Below are 18,986 nucleotides of genomic sequence, written 5' to 3' on the forward strand. Positions count from 1 at the left end.
ATTGTAATCTAGGACCATTACGAGACATATTTTACTTTCAAGCTTGCATAAAATAGTAGATAGGTTCCAATTACGAAAGGAGATTTACTTTGGCAGATAAAATGAAACAACATTTTTATCAACGCTGGTGGTTTATTTTAATAGTTTTAATTTTAGGGATTGGAATTTTTGAAAATATAGTTAATCGTCTTGAGAAGGTAGAAACAGATAGAGTCGAAGTCACTGACTCATCATTTTACAAGAAAATGGAAAGAGAAGAACTGAAAGAAAAAATGTCACAAAAAAATAAGACGCCAGAAGTAGTTGCAGCAGAAATAATCATGAAGAATTTTGGAACGACATACGTAGAGAAAGAAAAGGCTGTCCTTTCGTCTAGATTTGAAAGTGGTGTAGTTGAAGCTATTGCATTGGAGGAAAAAGTTAAATCTGCAAAATCCTCGAAACGTTCTTTTCTGTACAATACAGTAGAATTTATGAAGGCAATGAAATCACAAGAAGAGGTTACTCAAGCTACATTAATCGTCCAAGCCCCACTTACAGATCGTTATGGGAACGTGGGAAATGAAGATGTTATGATAGTACTAATGAGTAGAGAAACTTTAAATAAAATAAACTTTAACAACTTTAAAGCAGAAAATCTCTCAGCTATTGCTGATAGTTACTGGGAGCATCCTGCTTTATCTGCTAAATAAAGAAAGGTTTCTTTTAGTAATAATGGTCCTTTTAATTGGGTCCAAGTGCGGAACTATTCTCAACACGATTATGAATTATTTTAAGCTGTGTCTTACACAGGATCATTATTTTTTAAATTCTTTTTCATTAATATAAAGACTAATGGATGTCCATAAAAATCGCCTTTATTCTCTTTTATTACCTTGAATCCTTCTCTTTCATAAAAAGCGATATTTGGATTTCCTTTATAAACTGTTAAAGATAAGCTAAGCGGTTCTTTGAAATTTGAAAGTCCAGTTAATAAGAGCTGTTTTCCAGCTCCTTTTCCTTGGTGATTTGGATGAACATATAAGGACTCTAAAAATACGTCTTTACTCGATAAATCGCCAGAGAAAAAAGCATATCCCATAATTTCTTTCTTACTTTCAGCAACCAACATAATAGAGGACTTAAATCTATTATCCATCGTTCCCATAGAATAAGCGTCTTTTAGAACTTTCTCTTGTATATCTTTCGGAATAAACTTACTATATGTATCCTTCCAAGTGTGTGCTGCAATAGCTCTGATGCTTTCTATGTCTGACAATTGCATTTCTCTTATTATCATGTCTTTATCCCCTTTATCGAACAGCTAGTCTTTTTATTTTATCACATCAATAAATATTATAGAATTCAGATTATTAGGACATAACACAAAATCCTATCTTTCTCCTTGGAGAGACATTCTTTTTGTAAAAATAAAGGCTTTATTAAAGGTAAAGGTTGATCTTGCGTAAAATGGTATTATGACAACTACCCTGCATATATACAAAAAAATGGATATTTATGTTAAAATATAAAGAGTTTGTGAAAGAATGTACTTAAACTAACGGCACAGTTTAGTTCAATAAGGACTGAGAAGAACTTAGCAGTAAAGGAGACCATAATGAGAAAAATAGACCGTGGTATTGTTATTGGAATATCAGGTGGTTCAGGTAGTGGAAAAACCACTTATTGCAGTAATTTGGCGAAGAATTTAGATGCATTAAAAGTTAAAACCTTATCTACTGATGATTACTTTAAAGAAGTAAAACCGAAAGTAAATGCTCCATACAATGGAAGACAATATGATGATTACGACCATCCTACTTCTGTGGATATTGACAAGCTACATAGAGATATAAATCATTTAATATCATCTAAAACGTTTGATGTTGTTATTGTTGAAGGCTTAATGGTCTTGTTTTTTGAAGAAATTCGAGAGAAACTTGATTTGAAGATATTTGTTGATTGCCCTTCAGATGAGAGATTAGTCAGGAGATTAAAACGAGATATTAACGAAGAAAGCTTTGATGAAATTTCTTCGGAATATCTCGATGTAGTAAGACATCGTTATAATGAGTTTGTTGAACCTACAAAATGGTACGCGGATATAATCATAAACGGTTCCAATACTAGTAAAAACTCAATAGATGTTGTACGGAAATGGTTAATAAATTAACATTTTCTTATTGAGCTACTATGAAAATTAATTTCTTCAAGAAAAGAAAAATGACAATACTTAAGAAGAACCCTGCTTAATCGTAAAAAAAGAGGAGAGCGGATATTAATAAGTCTATTGATTTCGGTGGACTACTAGTATTGACTCCTCTAACCATTTTCATTCTCTATGGTGAAGCGCTGGTTTTTGCGCTTCATGGATGGCTAACGGGTGCTCTAGTAAAAAAGCACATCAAAATAGAATGAGCTTGGAGATACATTTCCAAGCTCATTTTTTAAGTCCATTATTAAATCAACTTTTACCTTTAACATAGCCTAAATAAAAAAGAGCTACACTGTGAACTGACCTAGCGATATGAGACACATATAAAACACCTTTTTAGGCTGCCGCAATGCCAAATTCTTTTGGCGTAAGGTAGCCTAATTTTTCTTGGATACGTTCTTCATTGTAATGACGAATATACTCGTCAATTCTTTGCACAACACTGACATTACTTAATGAATTAAACTTGGCTAGGCTAAACTCTTCTGTTTTTAAACTAGAATGAAAGGACTCAATTACTGCATTATCCCAACAGTTTCCACGTCTGGACATACTGCTAACTAAATGGTTTTCCTTCAAGGCATTTTGATAAGCATACGATGTATAGACACTTCCTTGATCAGAATGAACAATAACTCCTTGGGGATTTCCGCGAGCTATTAACGCTTCACGCAACGTATCCATGACTAACGGAGTCTGTTGATGATTATAAAGCTTATAAGTGACAATTTCATTGTTATATAGATCCATGATCGTCGAAAGATATAATGTGACGCTACCATATTGAATATACGTAATATCCGTTACCCATTTTTCGTTCGGTTTACTAGCTATAAAGTTACGATTTAATACATTTGGAGCAATTACTACTGACTCACCTTGAGATTTCCATTTTCTTTTTTGTTTTACTTTGCATTGAAGATGAAACTTTTGCATGGTTTTCTGAACGGTATTGCGGTCTAATTTGATTCCATAATCTCTTTTTAATAACGCCTTTATTTTACGATGACCATTACGGTATTTCGTTGTCTTACATAGCTCGATGATTGCTTCTTCTGCTAAGGTTAAAAACTTCTCAACACCTTCAGCTAACCAACGATAAAAGCTGGAACGTGGTACTTCTAAGGCTGATAAAATGGCACTTACTGTATAGTTTTTCCGAAACTTTTCCACGATTTGAAGAACTATGTGTTTTTCAACTCCTTTATCATTTCCAAATACTTTTTTAGAATCTCATTCTCCATTTTTAAATGGTTCATCTGCGTATCTTTCTTCTCCTCTTCACTCTTAAAATCAGGTCCATGCCCGAACGTATATTGTTTCCCAATCGGTTGGTCAAAACGATGAATTTCATTCGCTCTATACCATCTCATCCATGTCTCAACTTGAGATTTATTCTTAATTCCGTATTTCTCCATAATTTCTTTCGTTGTTAGCTTACCACTCATTTTTTCTTTGACGACTGCCCATTTAATCTCACTTGTATACACGTTTTTGCCCATGCAAAAACACCTCCGATTTAAGTACTTGTTTTAAGTGTACCATTACCGAAGGTGTTTTATATTGTCTCACTATTTTAGGTTAGTCCACTGGGAGGGCACTGTGTGGACTACCCTTTTTGAGACAGGAATAAAAACCCCTATTATGCAGCCAATTGACGGTATTGAATCGACGATTGGCTGTTTAATTTCGTTTGAATACGGATATTGTTATAATAAGTAATGTATTCTTCGACGATTTGTATCACACATGCATTCGTTGTGCGATAGATATCGTCTAGATAGAACGTTTCAGACTTTAGCGTGGAATGCAACGTTTCGATTGGGGAATTATCAGCTGGCATGCCATTGCGGGACATGCTCATTGGTAATTCTTTTTTCTTTGACTGCTTTTTGATAAGCATAGGAAGTATAAACGGAACCTTGGTCACTATGCAGAATACATCCTTCTGGTAGATTAGGCAATTGATTGAGTGTGTCCAATACAAAATTGGTGTCTTGTTTGAAACCGATAGTTTGTGCCACAATCTCGCCATTGAAGACATTGAGAATACTAGAAAGATATATCATCGATTGGCCAAAAGGCAAGTACGTAATATCTGTAACTAATTTCTCTAAGGGACTAGAAGCTAAAAAATCCCGTTCCAATAAATTCGGTACGACATATGCCGGCTTTCCCGTACGCTTCCGTTTTTTCACCTTTACTCCACATTGCCAACCATATTTTTGCATAGCACGCTGCACAGTTTTCACACAAACTCCTCTGTATAGAGCAGAAATCTTTCGATAACCATATCGGAACTTATATTGTTTGCACATGTCGCCAATCTGTTGATCTCGAATCTCCTTTTGTGTGTTTTGATCGGCATTCTTTCTCCAACGATAGTAAGATGAGCGACCTACACCAAGGTGACGACAAATCTCTCCAACTGGCATAACGTTCTTTAATTCTTCAACTAATTGGATCACTACTTTTGGCACCACTTCCTTTCCAATTCCTCGTACTTTTTTAATACTTCATTCTGCTTTTTCAAATATCGATTCTCTGCCTGCATTTTGGCAGTCTCACTGCCATATTCCGGTCCTTTACCGAAGGTATATTGTTTACCGACTGGTTGATGGAGACGGTGGATTTCTCCATTTCAATAACAATGCATCCATCTCTTTAATTGCGTTTTGTTCCGAATACTCAATTTTTCCATTACTTCCTTTACTGGTACTTTAGCCAGTCGCATTTCTATTGCCTTCATTTTCACTTCGACTGGATAACTGACTCTTGTCCCCATAGAAAAAACACCTCCGTATTGAATTTAGGTGTTGTATACCCGTTTTTCAACGAAAGGTGCTTTTATTTGTCTCATTTATTTAGGTCAGTGCCGTTGAATGAATTAGCTCTCTTTTCCGTATATTGGTATATAAATTAATGATTCAGCTGTTGTTTTGGGATAGAGATTGATTAAAACACTGCTGCAAATGCTGATTCTAATAGAAAATCATAGCCCCTATTTTGAACAAAGATTGATCAAAAAGGGGCTATTTTCCATACCTGTATAGGGCTTTTTGTAATAAAGGTTGATTATTTCGGAAAGCGAATATTCAACTAAAGCACCCGTTAGCTTAATAGGTTCAACAAAATAGCGGTAATCCTTCTTGAAGTGACCTCAAAACTAGTTAATTTATATGGATGTACGTATCTATTTCCTGAACCTTTTTCCCGTCTAATTGGTACGCGAACCCGAATGTTTCGCCCTTTCCGTCGTGATTTATTACAATGTCGATATCGTGAAGTAGTTCGGTGAAATATTTAAAAGATTTTTTCATTTCTTCATAGTTTTCTGCCGTTCTAATCCCTTGCTGATCGTTTACTGATATAACATAATCTAGATGGCTTATCCAAGTTTGAAGCATCATCAAATTTGCAAAGTCTTTTTGAAGGTCTTCACCTTGAACCCGAAAATATTTCATTTCCGTAATGAAACGCCTTGCCCTCGGGTAATATTCTTTCACATCAGTTGTTTTGGTAATATCTTCAGCGTGATAGGCAATCCAAGCTTCCAACGTTGGTTCTATTCCATAACTGTTGAAGCCTTCAGGCGTTGAAACGTCCTTCCAGGTCTTCGGGTCGCTGAATTCGGATTCTGTTTCATTATGTTTTTCTGTCGAACCAAAGACTTCATCTACCTGCTTAGCGAAAACTTGGAATATATAGTGTACCTCTTGTTCTTCTGTAGCGATACCTGTCGCTACACCACCAGTTTTGGACCCTTGAATACGCATCAAAACATTATGATCATTGTCAACTGTTGAAAAATCACCCTTTTTCCAACGTTTTAATATATCTAAATATGTTTCATAATGTTCATATTTGTCTTTATTTTCTTCTACCATCTGTATCAAAATGTCGATTCTTTCTGGTGTTATTATAATTGAACCTTCTTTTTCACCAGCAATAATCTTTTGGTGCGCCATTTGTTGAATCACATCTTCCACTAGATTGTCAACAAATGGTTCATTTCTACTTTTCCATTCATCAATCATCTTGGAATGAAAAGTATTTTCCCAACCAAATCTCGTATCCACTGTCGATACAAACTCTTTTTTTTCATCTTCTTTTGAACTGCTATCTACTTCATTTTCAACAACTTTAGAAGATTCTTTTTCATGGTTCTTTTCCAAAACATAATAAGTACCGCCTATACTCAACAAAGCCATTAAGACAACTAGACCTAAAACACGAATCCACTACATTTCTATTACCACCTTTTTAATAAAAATAAACCATCGAAAAGAAAGTCGCCATATTTAACTAAATCACTCCGTTAGTTGAAGAAGAACTTGAAATACTAACCTACATTAGTTAGAGAATAGAAAGCAATAATACTCACTACTAGAAAGAGTTGAATTATAATCCCTACAACGCTACAAATTAAACCAGAGGTAGCCAATCCACTGCCACCTTCATTTGTTTTTACAATTTCTTTTGTCGCTTTTCTTGAAACTACAACTCCTATAACACCAAGTATCAACCCGATGTATGGTATTAGGATTGAAAGAATACCAAGTGTTAAGGAAATTACTGATTTACTGTTGTTTCTTTGAGTTTTTTCAACCATTTTTTATTTCCACCTCGATTCTTTACCTGCCCAATACTTGAATAATTTCCAATATAACAAGTACTTCTACTTCTTTTCAAAAAATCCCTGCTTATTGAACTAACCGTTAGTAATAGGTAAGCATTTGATGTTATCTCCAGCTTTTCCCCTACTCCGCACGGAACGTGCCAGTTTCCAAGCATTCCGCGTTCCATCTAGCGATGGTATTATTAATTATAAGTTTCAAGTTACTCATGTTGATTTGGGTTATTTGATTATTTCTAGCTCACATTTTTCTCGATATTTATTGATTTTTTCTAACATCGATTCAGTGATACCCAAAATTCTTATGAGAGTATTCGCCTTAATTTTGTCGGTTATATGGATTAATTCATGTACCTCTTTTTGGTGGATACGTAAATTATTGAATTTATCACTTCCACCAAGATGCTTAGGTATATAATGGTGACAGTATACGTTTTGTGCTGTTAAGAACATGCCTGTTATTTCACAGTTCCCTTTCTTCATACTGTATCTGCTAATCCGATTATCCATATATTCGACACTTCGTGTCGGTATTTTTGATTCCATTAACAATACTATTTCATGTCTTATGTCTTTACTCAACTGTTTGATTATTTGTACTCGACCTTCTTGGGTAAACGGGGTTATACTTTGAGAAAACCAATCACATTTTTAGTTTTAATGATCCCGAGAGGAAGGAGGTATACCCCGGCGATTTTATACGTTTTAGAGCCTGAGCCATAAAACTTTTTATAGACAGGTGGCGGATTGTTGGGATGTTTATATTTACCGACAGGTTTAAGACGATTGTACATAGATGCACCTATTTCGTAGGCAAGGCGTGAGAACGCTAAGTTGACGTGAGTAGCTCTGTTAAAATAATTGTGTAACCCTAAGACGAAACTATTAAAGCGCATAGCATTTTGAGTAGTTGGCGATGTTCGGAGTATTTCTAGTCGTTTCTTTGCATCCGCCTTAATTTTCTGCATCTTTTCGGCTTTGACAAACGTATGGGCGACTCGCTTTTTTCCTTTACGATTCGCACGTATTGTGAAGCCAAGGAAAGCAGACTCATTCTTGCGTAGATTAATAATCTTCGATTTTTCTGGTGAAATATCAAGTTTTAAACGGTCTTTTAGATAACGCTTTACAGCATGATACCACTTTTCAGCAGTTTTCCAATCTCGACAGATGATTTTGAGGTCATCAGCGTATCTAACTATGTAGCCTTCTTTTAAGTGAGTTCGCTTTTTGGCAAGAAGTTGACCTTCTCTAGTTTTTAAGTTTTTATGGAGGGGGAATAGTTCCCATTGATTCGCAATCCATTGGTCCAATTCATTTAGTACAATGTTAGACAATAACGGTGAAAGTAGGCCACCTTGCGGAGAACCTTTTGTTGGAATACCTTCTCCATCCACTTCTGCTTTTAGCATTTTAGATATACAGGCTAGAACCTGTCTATCCCGAATACCTAAATTCCATAACTGTTTAATAAGCAAGGTATGATTGATATTATCAAAGAACCCTTTTATATCAACATCTACAACGTAATGGAGTTTCGACTGATTAACTAGAAATTGAATTCTGGCCATCGCATGATGAGTAGACCGTAAAGGTCTAAATCCATAGCTATGATTATAAAAATGAGCCTCTGCCATTGGCTCTAACACTTGTTTAAAGCATTGTTGTATGATTCTATCAAGAATGCATGGAATACCCAATGGTCGTATCTTACCGTTATCTTTTTCTATTAGTTTGCGTCTAACTTTCATTGGGCGATAATTTTTAAGCTTACTTTGTATTTCTTCTACTAATTCGTTCTCCGAACGTTTTTCCATGTCTACAATAGTTTTACCATCTGTTCCAGGGGTCTTCGACTCTTTATTTGACTTAATTATTCGATACGCTAATAAAATATTGTTCCTCGACGTGATGATGTCGTATAGCAGATGGAATGATTCTTTATTTTTGGCTCGTTGATATAAGTCTGTAAAGGTGTCTGTCATCCCGTAATAATCCCAATATCGAAGAGCTTGCACTGTGGCATCATTCCTTTTGAAGTGATGTTCCCACGTTCTTACCCGACCGGTGCAATGCACAGTTGAATAATAATTATTACTTATCGCTAGACTTGGGGCTGTTCCTCCACCTCCATTACAGAGCTTTCACTGGTCGTACCCCTACCCTCATAAGGACAAATGCATTTCGCCATACCGCTTATAGCAACCGTTTCGGGCGACAGCCCTTGAGTCAACGTTCCTTACTTTCCAAGTCCCTTACAACCTAGCTATATTTTTTCTAAACTTAGGTGCTTCCTGTAAGCCTGTGAGCTGGATACCGCCATTGTTCGGTATAACGTGTTTCATAGAAGCAATTTTTACTCTACGTCACTCACTCCATCGTTGAATGGTACACAAGTTTCCTTATGCTCTAACTTTAGACCCGTACATCCGGAGGTTCGTCTGTTCTATTCCACTAGAAAATTCTCACCATATTTAGTTTTTCAGCCATCCGGCATATCCATTGGCATACCTTCTCCGTGAGGAATGGCTTCAGCCTTTATTCTGCCGACTTTACCTGAGCTTCAGACCCCATAATCTGTCCATTATGACGCATGCAGGAAACTTAATGGGATAGTTTCAAAATACATGGTTTTGTCATTCCTATCCTCGGTTATAAAGTTAGGATTTCCGAAGAAATCCCTTGTTTTTTCACACATTAGTGTTTATAACAAAACTTGTCGCGCTGCACCGTTAGTTTAAGTACAATATTTCACAATCTTATTTTTATGATTTCAGAAGATATAGAACTACATTAGGAACTGTGTAAACCAAGCAATATACTTTGCACCTGGAATGAATAAGACCTGTGCTAAAAGTGTTCCTAACAATCTTGATGTAACCATCATAATAGAGGCACTTTTTAATGTGACATAATTCCCTTTTTTGTTGATTACATCATCCGCTAGGATTGAAATTTTGGGGTCAATAAATACAATTAGTAATATTGTAGCTATACCATTTATTAAACCCGATGCCATAACAGCAGTTGTTGCTCGTTCAGGTGCAAACAAAGCTGCATATAGTGCAGATAAAACTCCAATTGTATAAATTGCTGTAATCAATATATTAATGCAAAATAATTTAATAGGTATATCTCGCCAACTCATATCTTTCAAATAAGTATATCTAGGTAGATGAATATGCTTTTTTGCACGTCTTAAATATGAAAATGTAAATCCTTTTTTTAATAACGCTGGAATCGAACCTCGCTCTCCTGCTAAATGAATGATTGCCCTCGAAAAAACAGCAATAAATGTCGGTAACAAAAGTAAACCTATTATTGTGCCTAATGCTGCAGAACCAATTAGAATTCGATACTGGCTCTCGACAAATTCTAAAGTATTTTCCTTTGGTGCATTATCAATCAAACTTCCCGTAAAAGGTTGTTGCATCATATTCGCTAGCCTTGAAACCATTACCATCACATTAAATAGGGAAAGTGCCGATGCTAATAGTTTCACTCTTGCCCCTGATAAACGTACTGAATAAGCTAAGGTTTCGATTGAATGAATTATTAAGATAAATAATGCAATCATTACTAATTGCGTTGTGAAAAATTCCAAAGACATTACCTACTCCACTTTTATTTGTTTGAAATAGTTTTCGATATCTGGTCTATATCTCACAGTTACCATATATAAACGAATAGAATTAGAAATTGTTTCCAAAGTGTTTTTATATATCCTTCTTCAACTAAACTGCCGCGTTAGTTTAAGATCATCTATCTATGCCACTTGTCATCATCCATAATTCTATCAGTAATATGATTTGCGTCCCAAACAGCTGTTATTTCTAATCCTTCACATTCCGATTTAGTTGCACTTCGGATTTCTCCTTTATGGTAAATGGAATATTCTCCTGAAATACTATCAATGATACAAGTAGGAGGAGGAAAAGCCTCTTCCTCTTTTTTAAAAGGACGATTTTCTATAAAAGTCCACTTACCTGAAGATAAAGCATGTTGGTACACTCCTACATTAAACTGGTAATCCTCACTTATTGGAGTGTCTGCCATACTTTCTCCTATATGCTCATACACTCCAAAACCTGCATCAGCAAAAACTCTTCCATAAGCATATTTTCCATTAGGTAAAGGTATTGCGTAAACATCACCAAATTTTATTCTACGGCGTTTTTTTGTATACTTAGTTGCCTTTAATTTTGGAATTAATAGTTCCTTTTTTAAATCAATTAGAACTTGTTTACGTTCTTCATAATCCTTTTCGTTAATTCCACCCCAAAGTTCAAGTTCTGCACCACATTCTATCATTTCGACAGCCATTTTTCGTACTTCTTCTTGGAGACAATTTTTCTCCAATTGTATTGATGAAAGACCGATATAAACTAAAGATATCTCTTGCAAGTCTTCTTCTTTCAAATATTCATCTAATATCATTTTTGTTGCTTCTTCAGCAGTTTTATCTTCTTCTAGTAAATTGATAAAGTTATCTCTGACATCACAAGATGTATCGTTATCAAAAATTCCTGTTCCCCAGGCACCCATTTTTAAACACTCCCCAAAATTTTACGTTAGTTTAATCAAACCAGAACCTTTTATAAATAAAGCTATTCTTATCAATGCAAACTGCCACTTTAGTTGAATAAGAAAAAGGCTCTACTCCTTCTTGAAGTAAAGCACTCCGTTAATTGAGTAAGTTGCTTTAAATATAATCCATAAAAGTACCTTCCTTTATATAGCCATAAGCCTTGATAGTATTACTTAAAACCTCACCTGGAGTGTGCATCTCTTTTAGGATTTTTACTAATTTGTTTTTTATTTCTTCACTGTCAAATTTAATTTCCAACCATTCAATTGTTTTATAGCTATCCCTATTTCCGTCTAGTTTGAAATGATAAAACCATTCTACATCCCAATCACTAATATAATTAGTCTCCATATCCTTTGTTCGCCAATAGATGAGTTCTGGTATATCAATCATTGCTAACCAAATTTCTTCCCATTTTGTATCATTCATTAGACTTTGGTATCCAGCAAACCTCATTTTTACCCTCCTATTGTATAAAATATAATTAAGACTATATTACTTCTTATTGAACTAACCTCCCTCTATAAACATTGAGATATCAACGGTTTTCATCACTTCGTGATTAAAGAAAAATATTTTTCTCTTCTCTGATAAACAGAGTCTTGAATTTATAGATTTTATTACCAAGTTGAGCGTACGCTTCGCTAAAACTAATGGAAATCATTAGCTTTTTTCTCCATTATTTCGATGCACAATGGATCTCTGCGATGCTTATGACGACGTACCCTCCCATGTCTCTTAGCGTCAACGCGCTTACATTCCTTCGTTCGGTCTATTCATAAGGCAGAGGCCTGCTAAGCTGCCCCGGGGACTCATAGTCTAAGTTTAGTAATATTGCCGGCTTCTCCGTATCATCCTTTTTGTTATAGCTCTTTGATTGAAATGCTTACGCTGCCTCTCCGAGACAGTAGAGATCTTTCATCATAAGTTGCTCGTTAAAATACACTTTCTTTTTACAAATCCCATGTAATATTTTTAGTAATTTACCACAGAGTACTACCATCGATTGCTTGCCCCGTAAGGGATTCTGATTCCTTGTGGTGTAGTATTCATGAAGTTGTTTGAATGCTAGGTTATGCCGAATCAAAGGAACAATCACTTTGAAAAGGATATGTCTAAGTCTCTTACGTCCACGTTTTGATATATGTTTTTGACCCTTATGTTGACCAGAAGAGTTTTCACGTAATGTTAGTCCCGCTAGTTTAATGAGTTGGCGTGGATTTTCGTAAAGTGAAAAGCTCCCTACTTCGGAAAGTAGATCAACAATCGTCGCATCACCTAAACCTGGTACTGACGCGAGTAGGTCATATTCCATCGTTGTCTTTGCCATTTCAGTTAATTGGTCATTCACTGCTTCGATTTCAGCTTCTAATAAGCGAAACTGACGTAGGAGTGTGGCGATTTCATGTTTGGCCATCTTTTGTCCTTCTGTCAGTCCAATAGAGTTTGAAGCCTTTTCAATGAGTAGCTTAGCTTTTGGTAGTTGTGGAGCTCTCATACCCCCTACCTGACGGTAGAGAAATACAAGTTCTTCCGCGGTTTTCCCTTGAATGTCCTGTGGCATTGGTGTTCTTTCTAATGCAGTAAGTGCCATTTTTCCGAAAGAAGGAAAGACTTGAGTGAATTCAGGAAAATATCGATCGAGCCAACGAATGATTCGATTTTTAATACTTGCTAGATCCTCCGTTAACTTTGATCTAAGAGTAGAACCAATCCGTAGTTCAGCTTCTACTTCTTTTAATATTCGCGGATAGCTAAAGCGTCCATCTTTCAATAATCGCGCGATGACTAATGCATCTTTTTTATCATTTTTAGTCGGCAAATTATCATCAAGTTCTTTCGAACGTTTGACGTGCATTGGATTTACCATGACAAGTGGAATGTCGTATTGATCTAAAAAATAGGCTAAGTTCATCCAGTAGTGACCTGTTGGTTCAATGCCGACGATGACTTCCGTTTTCTGTGTTTCCAGCAGCGTTTGTCTAATTTTTTCATACAAGCTTTCGAATCCTTCTTTTGATTGATATACAGAAAATGCTTTTTCTATCACACGTCCTCGTTCATCGACAAAGCAGGCGTAATGCACGTGCTTCGCTATGTCTATACCAACGACGAGTGTATTTTCAGTTACTTGATTAATTTTGTTATTCATTTTAGAATGCATTTAGGAGTCCTCCTTGTAGATGATGGGTCAATGGTCGTTGACACTCAGCATCATACTAGAGGGCTCTTTTTTCTGCAAGACCCCGAACATCTTTCAAACAGGAATGCTGCCCCGTTAGCACAATAAGAGAAAAGAGCCTCCAAAGCAGCTCAACGAACTTTTATTAAAGCACCCGTTAGCCATCCATGAAGCCAAAATCAGCGCTTCACCACAGAGAAAGAAAATGGTTAGAGGAGTCAATACTAGTAGTCCACCGAAATCAATAGACTTATTAATATCCGCTCTCCTCTTTTTTTACGATTAAGCAGGGGTTTTCTTAAGTATTGTCATTTTTCTTTTCTTGAAGAAACTAATTTTCATGGTAGTTGAATAAGAAATGGAGTAACTCAATTAAATTAAGTTCCCCGATACAATGAATATTTACAATTAAATCTATTTCGGCTTACACTCAAAAGAATAATTACTTGTAAGATTGTTATGGATTTCTAATATGGCTTCTCCACCATTTACATAGCAGCCAGTGATGAGTAAATTTATTGCTTTAGTATTGAAATAACTATCGGTATGTGTTAAAAAAGACACTCCAAAAAAAGCGATAATGAAAAGCCATAAAATGCCTTTTAAATTCTCTTTTTTAAAGATACTCATTTTCTTCCCCTCCTTTATTTCAATTGAACTAATCTATTCCTTTACTTTATTACGTTTAAAAGGAATAGAAGTTCCAATTTTTCCCTAAATAAAACTCACCTTATTGAACTAGTCGAGTAGAAGGGAACCTTTCTACCTTGCGGTAGATTGTTTTCCTCCCCCCTCACAGAACCGTGCTTGCGCTATTTACGCACACGGCTCCTCCAAGTCACCATTCACAAGATGTACCTAATCTCTTTCGATCAGATTTGCTTATTCTGCTATCCTTAATAGTTTAGTTTCCATTTATTATCTCTACCTCTGTGTGTAGTAAATGTGTCACTAGTAAGGGTGATAACCTGGTAGCAGCCTTTCCTCCATCGGCATTACCCAACTTCATAGGTACTACGCTGCTGTCCGACTCCCTACAACGGCATTTGGTTTCCTTGCTTATTATCGCTTGTACACCATACTCTTCTATAAGGAGAGACCAGTAGGGTCTCCCGAGTTGCCGTATCATATCAATGTGTGACGTGCCATGGTCTCTGACTCCAGAGAGGTTTTATCCTTCTTGCCTTTAACGATGGATAAAATGTAGCTTTCTGCTGTGCTTAAGGCATCAGCCCTCTCGATTTACTAACATTATGGAGCTCAATCCCTTCAACCATTTGGCTTTCGGCCCGCCACCTAACTGTCTACGCTTAAAGGCTACTGTTACCATTAGCCCTCCAAGACTCGCTACGAGTGAATGGCTAGTTCTTTCTCGACGGGAATCCCACCCGCTATATGATACGACCTATGCTCGGCCGCACACCTGCCCGTTAGTTTAAGTGTAACATTTCACAATGGAACGCCGAAATCTACTTGATGTTTTGGACGTAAAAATAGACCATCGAAAAAGATGGTCTTGTTTAACTAAAGCACCCGTTAGCCATCCATGAAGCGCAAAAACCAGCGCTTCACCACAGTGAATGAAAATCGTTAGAGGAGTCAATGCTAGTAGTCCACCGAAATCAATAGACTTATTAATATCCGCTCTCCTCTTTTTTTTACGATTAAGCAGGGTCTTCTTAAGTATTGTCATTTTTCTTTTCTTGAAGAAATTAATTTTCATGGTAGTTGAAGAAGAAAAGTGTCGCTTATTCAACAATCGCGCCCTTATCTTGAATATGCATACCCTTTTTCGGTGGATATACAAAAATACCCAAATTGACCCTTAGGGATAACACAAAACAGGCTGAAGTGATAGCCTGTTAATTTTATTAAACCATCAAGGGTATGGTTTTCATTTCATAGATTCTTTGGAGAGTATGGACATGCTTTGTCTTCTCGTCCTCAGCCTCTGTGTGGAGATACCCCTCGACAAGCCTGTACCCGAATACGAGAAGGATTATCTCGTAGACACAATGATCGGCGATTCGGGATACATCCGCATACTCCGAAAAGCCTTTGTAATACGCAGGGATGCATTGCTGGTAGTGTTTGACCATGTTATCGATATCCGGTTCATCCGCGATCAAGCTAGCGAGATCCTCGCCCAGGTAGCCCCATCCGCTGGTATCCCAATCGATAAGCGCAAAATTCCCGTCAGCATAGATAAGATTGGTTACCCAGAAGTCCCGGTGACATAGCACGAGGGGCATTTTTTCAATACGGGCGAATATCTCGTCTGCTTGCTCATCGATGTCGATGAGCATTTGCCGTACGTGCAGGGGCAATTCGCAGTCTTCCGATCGTATATAATCGTAGACGACCGGCCATGACTTGTAATGCAAGTACGTATTCTTCATGAGATCCGGATGGCTCAGGTTGGTCAGGCTCTGCAGCACGGCGGGTTGCTCCGCATACAGCTTTCCTTGAAAGCGCCCTAACTCTAGCGCGGCCTCTTCATACATGTCACCGGTCAGGTCTAAACCGGTTACGCCATCGATATATTCCAGCCACAGCTGGAATTCATTTTCTTCGGTATTGATCTCGGCGTGATAACATGTCGGCCAGCGGAGAGCATCTGAGAACGTTGCTCCTAAGTCGGACTCATAGAGATCATATTCCCGGCGCCATGATCCTGGATCGCCGTAACGCTCCCATTTCTTCTGGATTTTCAGCACGATACGGTACGGCAATTTTTCACCATCTGCGGTTTCCGCGATCCCCGTTACTTGGTACACACTTCCCACAGTTCCGCCCTGTAACGGCATGGTTTGACAGTCGGCAGAGATGATATCCTTCTTGAACCGTCGGCTTAAGGCATAGATTAGTGTTTCCAATTTAATAATCATTTCTTCCATCCTCCATTTTTCTTCGTTTGCTTGCTCCACATGGTGTTCATTTTGTTTCGAGCCCTCTTGTCGATGAGGTAGCTGGTTTTGTCCTGTACATACTTGTTCTCATGCTGCTGAGCAGCATATTGATCCCACCGTTCAAGCGGCAACGAACCATCGGCAAGCGCGACGAGAACTGCACAGCCCGGCTCGGCTTGATGGCGGCAATCCCTAAATCGGCATTTCTGGAACCATTCCTCCACATCGGTAAAGCTTGCGCGTATGCCTTCGTCGGCATCAAATAGCCCAAGCTCACGCATACCCGGCGTATCGATGACCATCGTACCGGAGGGGAGCATGAACAGCTGACGGTGCGTTGTCGTATGCCGCCCCCGGCTGTCGACTTCCCGGATCGCCTGAACCTTCATTACGTCCTGTTCCATCAACGCATTGAGCAGAGATGATTTACCGACGCCAGACATGCCGAGAAAGACAACTGTTTTACCAGGCATCAAGTAGTGGGCGAGTTCGTTCAACCCCAGGCCTGTTTGACTGCAGATCGCGTGAACCGCTACATTAGGGATGCTCTGTGTAACTTCTGCGAGTGGGAGGCTATAATCTTCAACGAGATCAGCCTTGGTCAGAATGACGACCGGCTGGGCACTGCTCTGCCTGGCTTGTGTCAGGTACCGCATGATGCGGGTAACGTTGAAATCCCAATTCAGAGAAGAAAGGATAAATACATAGTCAAAGTTGGTTGCAACGACCTGTTCCCGTACGGTTTTGGCATAGCCTGCGGCATGCCCTGAGTAATCTGCGCGTGAGAATTTAGAGCGGCGGGGCAGTACCTTAACGATGAGAGAATCTCCGCTCTCGTTGTAGTGCAGCAAAACAAAGTCACCGACACACGGAATATCTACATGCGTTTCCATGCTATAGTAGAACGCTCCTTTGAGTACAGCCGTTACTTCGCCGCGCTCGGTAACGACCGTGAAGCGCTCGCGCCGAAGCTCAGTCACCCTACCGGGCAATAATCCTTCGGGAATTTCTTCTACTTCTGTGTAGCCATAGGTTTTCAAATCCATCATGTTTTTTTGTTAGCTCCTTTAATGTTGTTTTTTGGACGCAAAAATGCCACGGACAAGCAGCCTCTAAAGAAGTTGCTGTCGCGCGGCATCAGGACGCAAAAAAGATACGACCTTCATCGTATCTTGCAAACAGCAATATTGTCGAAAGGTTAATTTGAATGGCATACCAAATAATACGGGCTTTTTCCCGCTTTTTTGCGTATGCCTACTATTCAGTTTTAAGACCAAATCACCATATAAGTAGAATTTGCCATTAAAACACATCTCCCTTCGTGTCAGGAACAAAATCCACTAAGGGAAATTGTACCATAAATTATCCTTATTTGAATCCATTATTTTGTAAATTCACTCTATTCAGCTATTGGAAGATATGGAAGTTAGTATAAAGTAGGGCTATTAGTTAAAGTATTCAAAAAAACGACGTAAATCCTTTAATGAATAAACGCCCCTGGTAGTGCAAATCCACACCACTTTTATTCTTCAAGCCTATATTAAATAAAAAACCCATTGAGTAAAATTACTCAATGGGTTTTCAGATTCAAGCAGCAAACCCTCATTCTTCACCGATTTCAACAATTTCTGTATGATACATCGGGTTAGTTACACTTTAAATAACTTCCATAAGTATAATAAAACGCCAAAAAGTATATTCCTTTATTTAATTTAAATTCTATACATATTTCAAAATTACTTCTTCAACTAAACGTTAGTAATAGGTAAACGTTTGAAGTTATCTCCGACTTTTCCCCTATTCCACACGGAACGTGCCAGTTTCCAAGCATTCCGCGTTCCATCTAACGATGGTATTATTAATTATAAGTTTCAAGTTACTCTTAATCGAAGAGCTTGCACTGTGGCATCATTCTTATATGAAATCATTTTCCCACGTTCTTACCAGACCGGTGCAATGCACAGTTGAAAAATAATTATTACCTATCGCTAGACTTGGGGCTGTTCCTCCACCTCCATTACAGAGGTTTCACTGGTCGTACCCCTACCCTCATAAGGACAAATGCATTTCGCCATATAGCTTATAGCAACCGTTTCGGGTGACAGCCCTTGATCCAACGTTCCTTATTTTCCAAGTACCTTATAACCTAGCTATCTTTTTCTAAACTTAGGTGCTTCCTGTAAGCCTATGAGCTGGATACCGCCATTGTTCGGTATAACGTGTTTCAGAGCAGCAATTTTTACTCCACGTCACACACCCCATCGTTGGATGGTACACAAGTTTCCTTATGTTCTAACTTTAGACCCGTACATTCGGAAGTTCGTCTGTTCTTTTCCGTAAGAAAATTCTCACCATATTTAGTTTTTCAGCCATCCGACATATCCATTGGCATACCTTTTCCGTGAGGAGTGGCTTCAGCCTTTGTTCTGCCGACTTTACCTGAGCTTCAGACCCCATAATCTGTCTATTATGACACA

15 protein-coding genes and 2 pseudogenes are annotated in these 18,986 nt (G+C 37.8%); 2 read left to right on the forward strand and 15 right to left on the reverse strand.

The window, feature by feature from the left end; all coding sequences use genetic code 11:
- Positions 1-89 precede the first annotated feature (89 nt).
- Positions 90-692: a hypothetical protein gene (locus tag PB01_RS11180; RefSeq protein ID WP_151700273.1), complete on the forward strand. Its 603-nt coding sequence runs from the start codon at positions 90-92 to the stop codon at positions 690-692.
- A 92-nt stretch (positions 693-784) separates the two neighbouring features.
- Here the strand turns inward: PB01_RS11180 and PB01_RS11185 are convergent, their stop codons facing one another.
- On the reverse strand, positions 785-1,279 hold the full coding sequence (locus PB01_RS11185) for a GNAT family N-acetyltransferase (RefSeq protein WP_151700274.1): 495 nt from the start codon (positions 1,277-1,279) through the stop codon (positions 785-787).
- A gap of 318 nt (positions 1,280-1,597) precedes the next feature.
- Between PB01_RS11185 and PB01_RS11190 the strand changes: the two genes are divergently transcribed.
- The gene (locus tag PB01_RS11190; RefSeq protein ID WP_151700275.1) at positions 1,598-2,152 is read left to right on the forward strand and encodes a uridine kinase family protein; all 555 of its coding nucleotides are present in this window, start codon (positions 1,598-1,600) and stop codon (positions 2,150-2,152) included.
- 378 nt (positions 2,153-2,530) lie between these two features.
- On the opposite strand, the gene PB01_RS11195 is transcribed toward PB01_RS11190, so the two are convergent.
- From PB01_RS11195 to rsgA, 14 genes and pseudogenes are all read right to left on the reverse strand, one after another.
- Positions 2,531-3,696 (reverse strand): IS3 family transposase gene (locus tag PB01_RS11195; RefSeq protein WP_151700224.1). Its coding sequence is split into 2 segments (ribosomal slippage): positions 2,531-3,420 and positions 3,420-3,696, totalling 1,167 coding nucleotides; the frame shifts between segments, so codons are not numbered across the junction.
- 140 nt (positions 3,697-3,836) lie between these two features.
- Positions 3,837-4,979, reverse strand: a pseudogene (locus PB01_RS11200) (IS3 family transposase).
- Positions 4,980-5,364: 385 nt separating this feature from the next.
- Positions 5,365-6,369 (reverse strand): DUF6241 domain-containing protein, encoded by a 1,005-nt coding sequence (locus tag PB01_RS11205; protein ID WP_225986020.1) that lies wholly within the window; start codon positions 6,367-6,369, stop codon positions 5,365-5,367.
- Positions 6,370-6,536: 167 nt separating this feature from the next.
- A complete protein-coding gene (locus PB01_RS11210) occupies positions 6,537-6,806 on the reverse strand; it encodes a DUF4190 domain-containing protein (protein ID WP_151700277.1) in 270 nt (89 codons plus the stop codon).
- 246 nt (positions 6,807-7,052) lie between these two features.
- Positions 7,053-7,376 carry a hypothetical protein gene (locus tag PB01_RS21940; protein WP_404815080.1) on the reverse strand — a complete coding sequence of 108 codons (324 nt, stop codon included), beginning with the start codon at positions 7,374-7,376 and terminating at the stop codon, positions 7,053-7,055.
- Between the two features lie 77 nt (positions 7,377-7,453).
- On the reverse strand, positions 7,454-8,815 hold the full coding sequence (gene ltrA, locus PB01_RS11215) for a group II intron reverse transcriptase/maturase (RefSeq protein WP_404815081.1): 1,362 nt from the start codon (positions 8,813-8,815) through the stop codon (positions 7,454-7,456).
- A gap of 803 nt (positions 8,816-9,618) precedes the next feature.
- Complete coding sequence (locus PB01_RS11220; protein WP_151702036.1) at positions 9,619-10,407, reverse strand: lipid II flippase Amj family protein; 789 nt, start codon at positions 10,405-10,407, stop codon at positions 9,619-9,621.
- A 185-nt stretch (positions 10,408-10,592) separates the two neighbouring features.
- Entirely contained in the window at positions 10,593-11,063 is a 471-nt protein-coding gene (locus PB01_RS21780) for an Imm26 family immunity protein (protein WP_318837553.1), read from the reverse strand.
- Positions 11,040-11,375 (reverse strand): annotated as a pseudogene (locus PB01_RS21785) (DUF4259 domain-containing protein); the annotation flags it as partial. The gene PB01_RS21780 and the pseudogene PB01_RS21785, both read right to left, overlap by 24 nt.
- Positions 11,376-11,532: 157 nt before the next feature.
- Entirely contained in the window at positions 11,533-11,874 is a 342-nt protein-coding gene (locus PB01_RS11230; protein WP_151700278.1) for a DUF6678 family protein, read from the reverse strand.
- A gap of 430 nt (positions 11,875-12,304) precedes the next feature.
- Positions 12,305-13,582, reverse strand: a complete 1,278-nt coding sequence (locus PB01_RS11235; RefSeq protein WP_151700279.1) for an IS110 family RNA-guided transposase — start codon at positions 13,580-13,582, stop codon at positions 12,305-12,307.
- A gap of 432 nt (positions 13,583-14,014) precedes the next feature.
- On the reverse strand, positions 14,015-14,230 hold the full coding sequence (locus PB01_RS11240; RefSeq protein ID WP_151700280.1) for a hypothetical protein: 216 nt from the start codon (positions 14,228-14,230) through the stop codon (positions 14,015-14,017).
- Between the two features lie 1,241 nt (positions 14,231-15,471).
- Positions 15,472-16,488, reverse strand: coding sequence for an aminoglycoside phosphotransferase family protein (locus PB01_RS11245; protein WP_151702038.1), 1,017 nt, complete (start codon positions 16,486-16,488; stop codon positions 15,472-15,474).
- Positions 16,485-17,558, reverse strand: coding sequence for a ribosome small subunit-dependent GTPase A (gene rsgA / locus PB01_RS11250; RefSeq protein ID WP_151700281.1), 1,074 nt, complete (start codon positions 17,556-17,558; stop codon positions 16,485-16,487). Before rsgA ends, PB01_RS11245 begins: the two co-directional genes overlap by 4 nt.
- Positions 17,559-18,986: the final 1,428 nt, after the last annotated feature.

Source organism: Psychrobacillus glaciei (assembly GCF_008973485.1).
Taxonomy (GTDB): Bacteria; Bacillota; Bacilli; order Bacillales_A; family Planococcaceae; genus Psychrobacillus; species Psychrobacillus glaciei.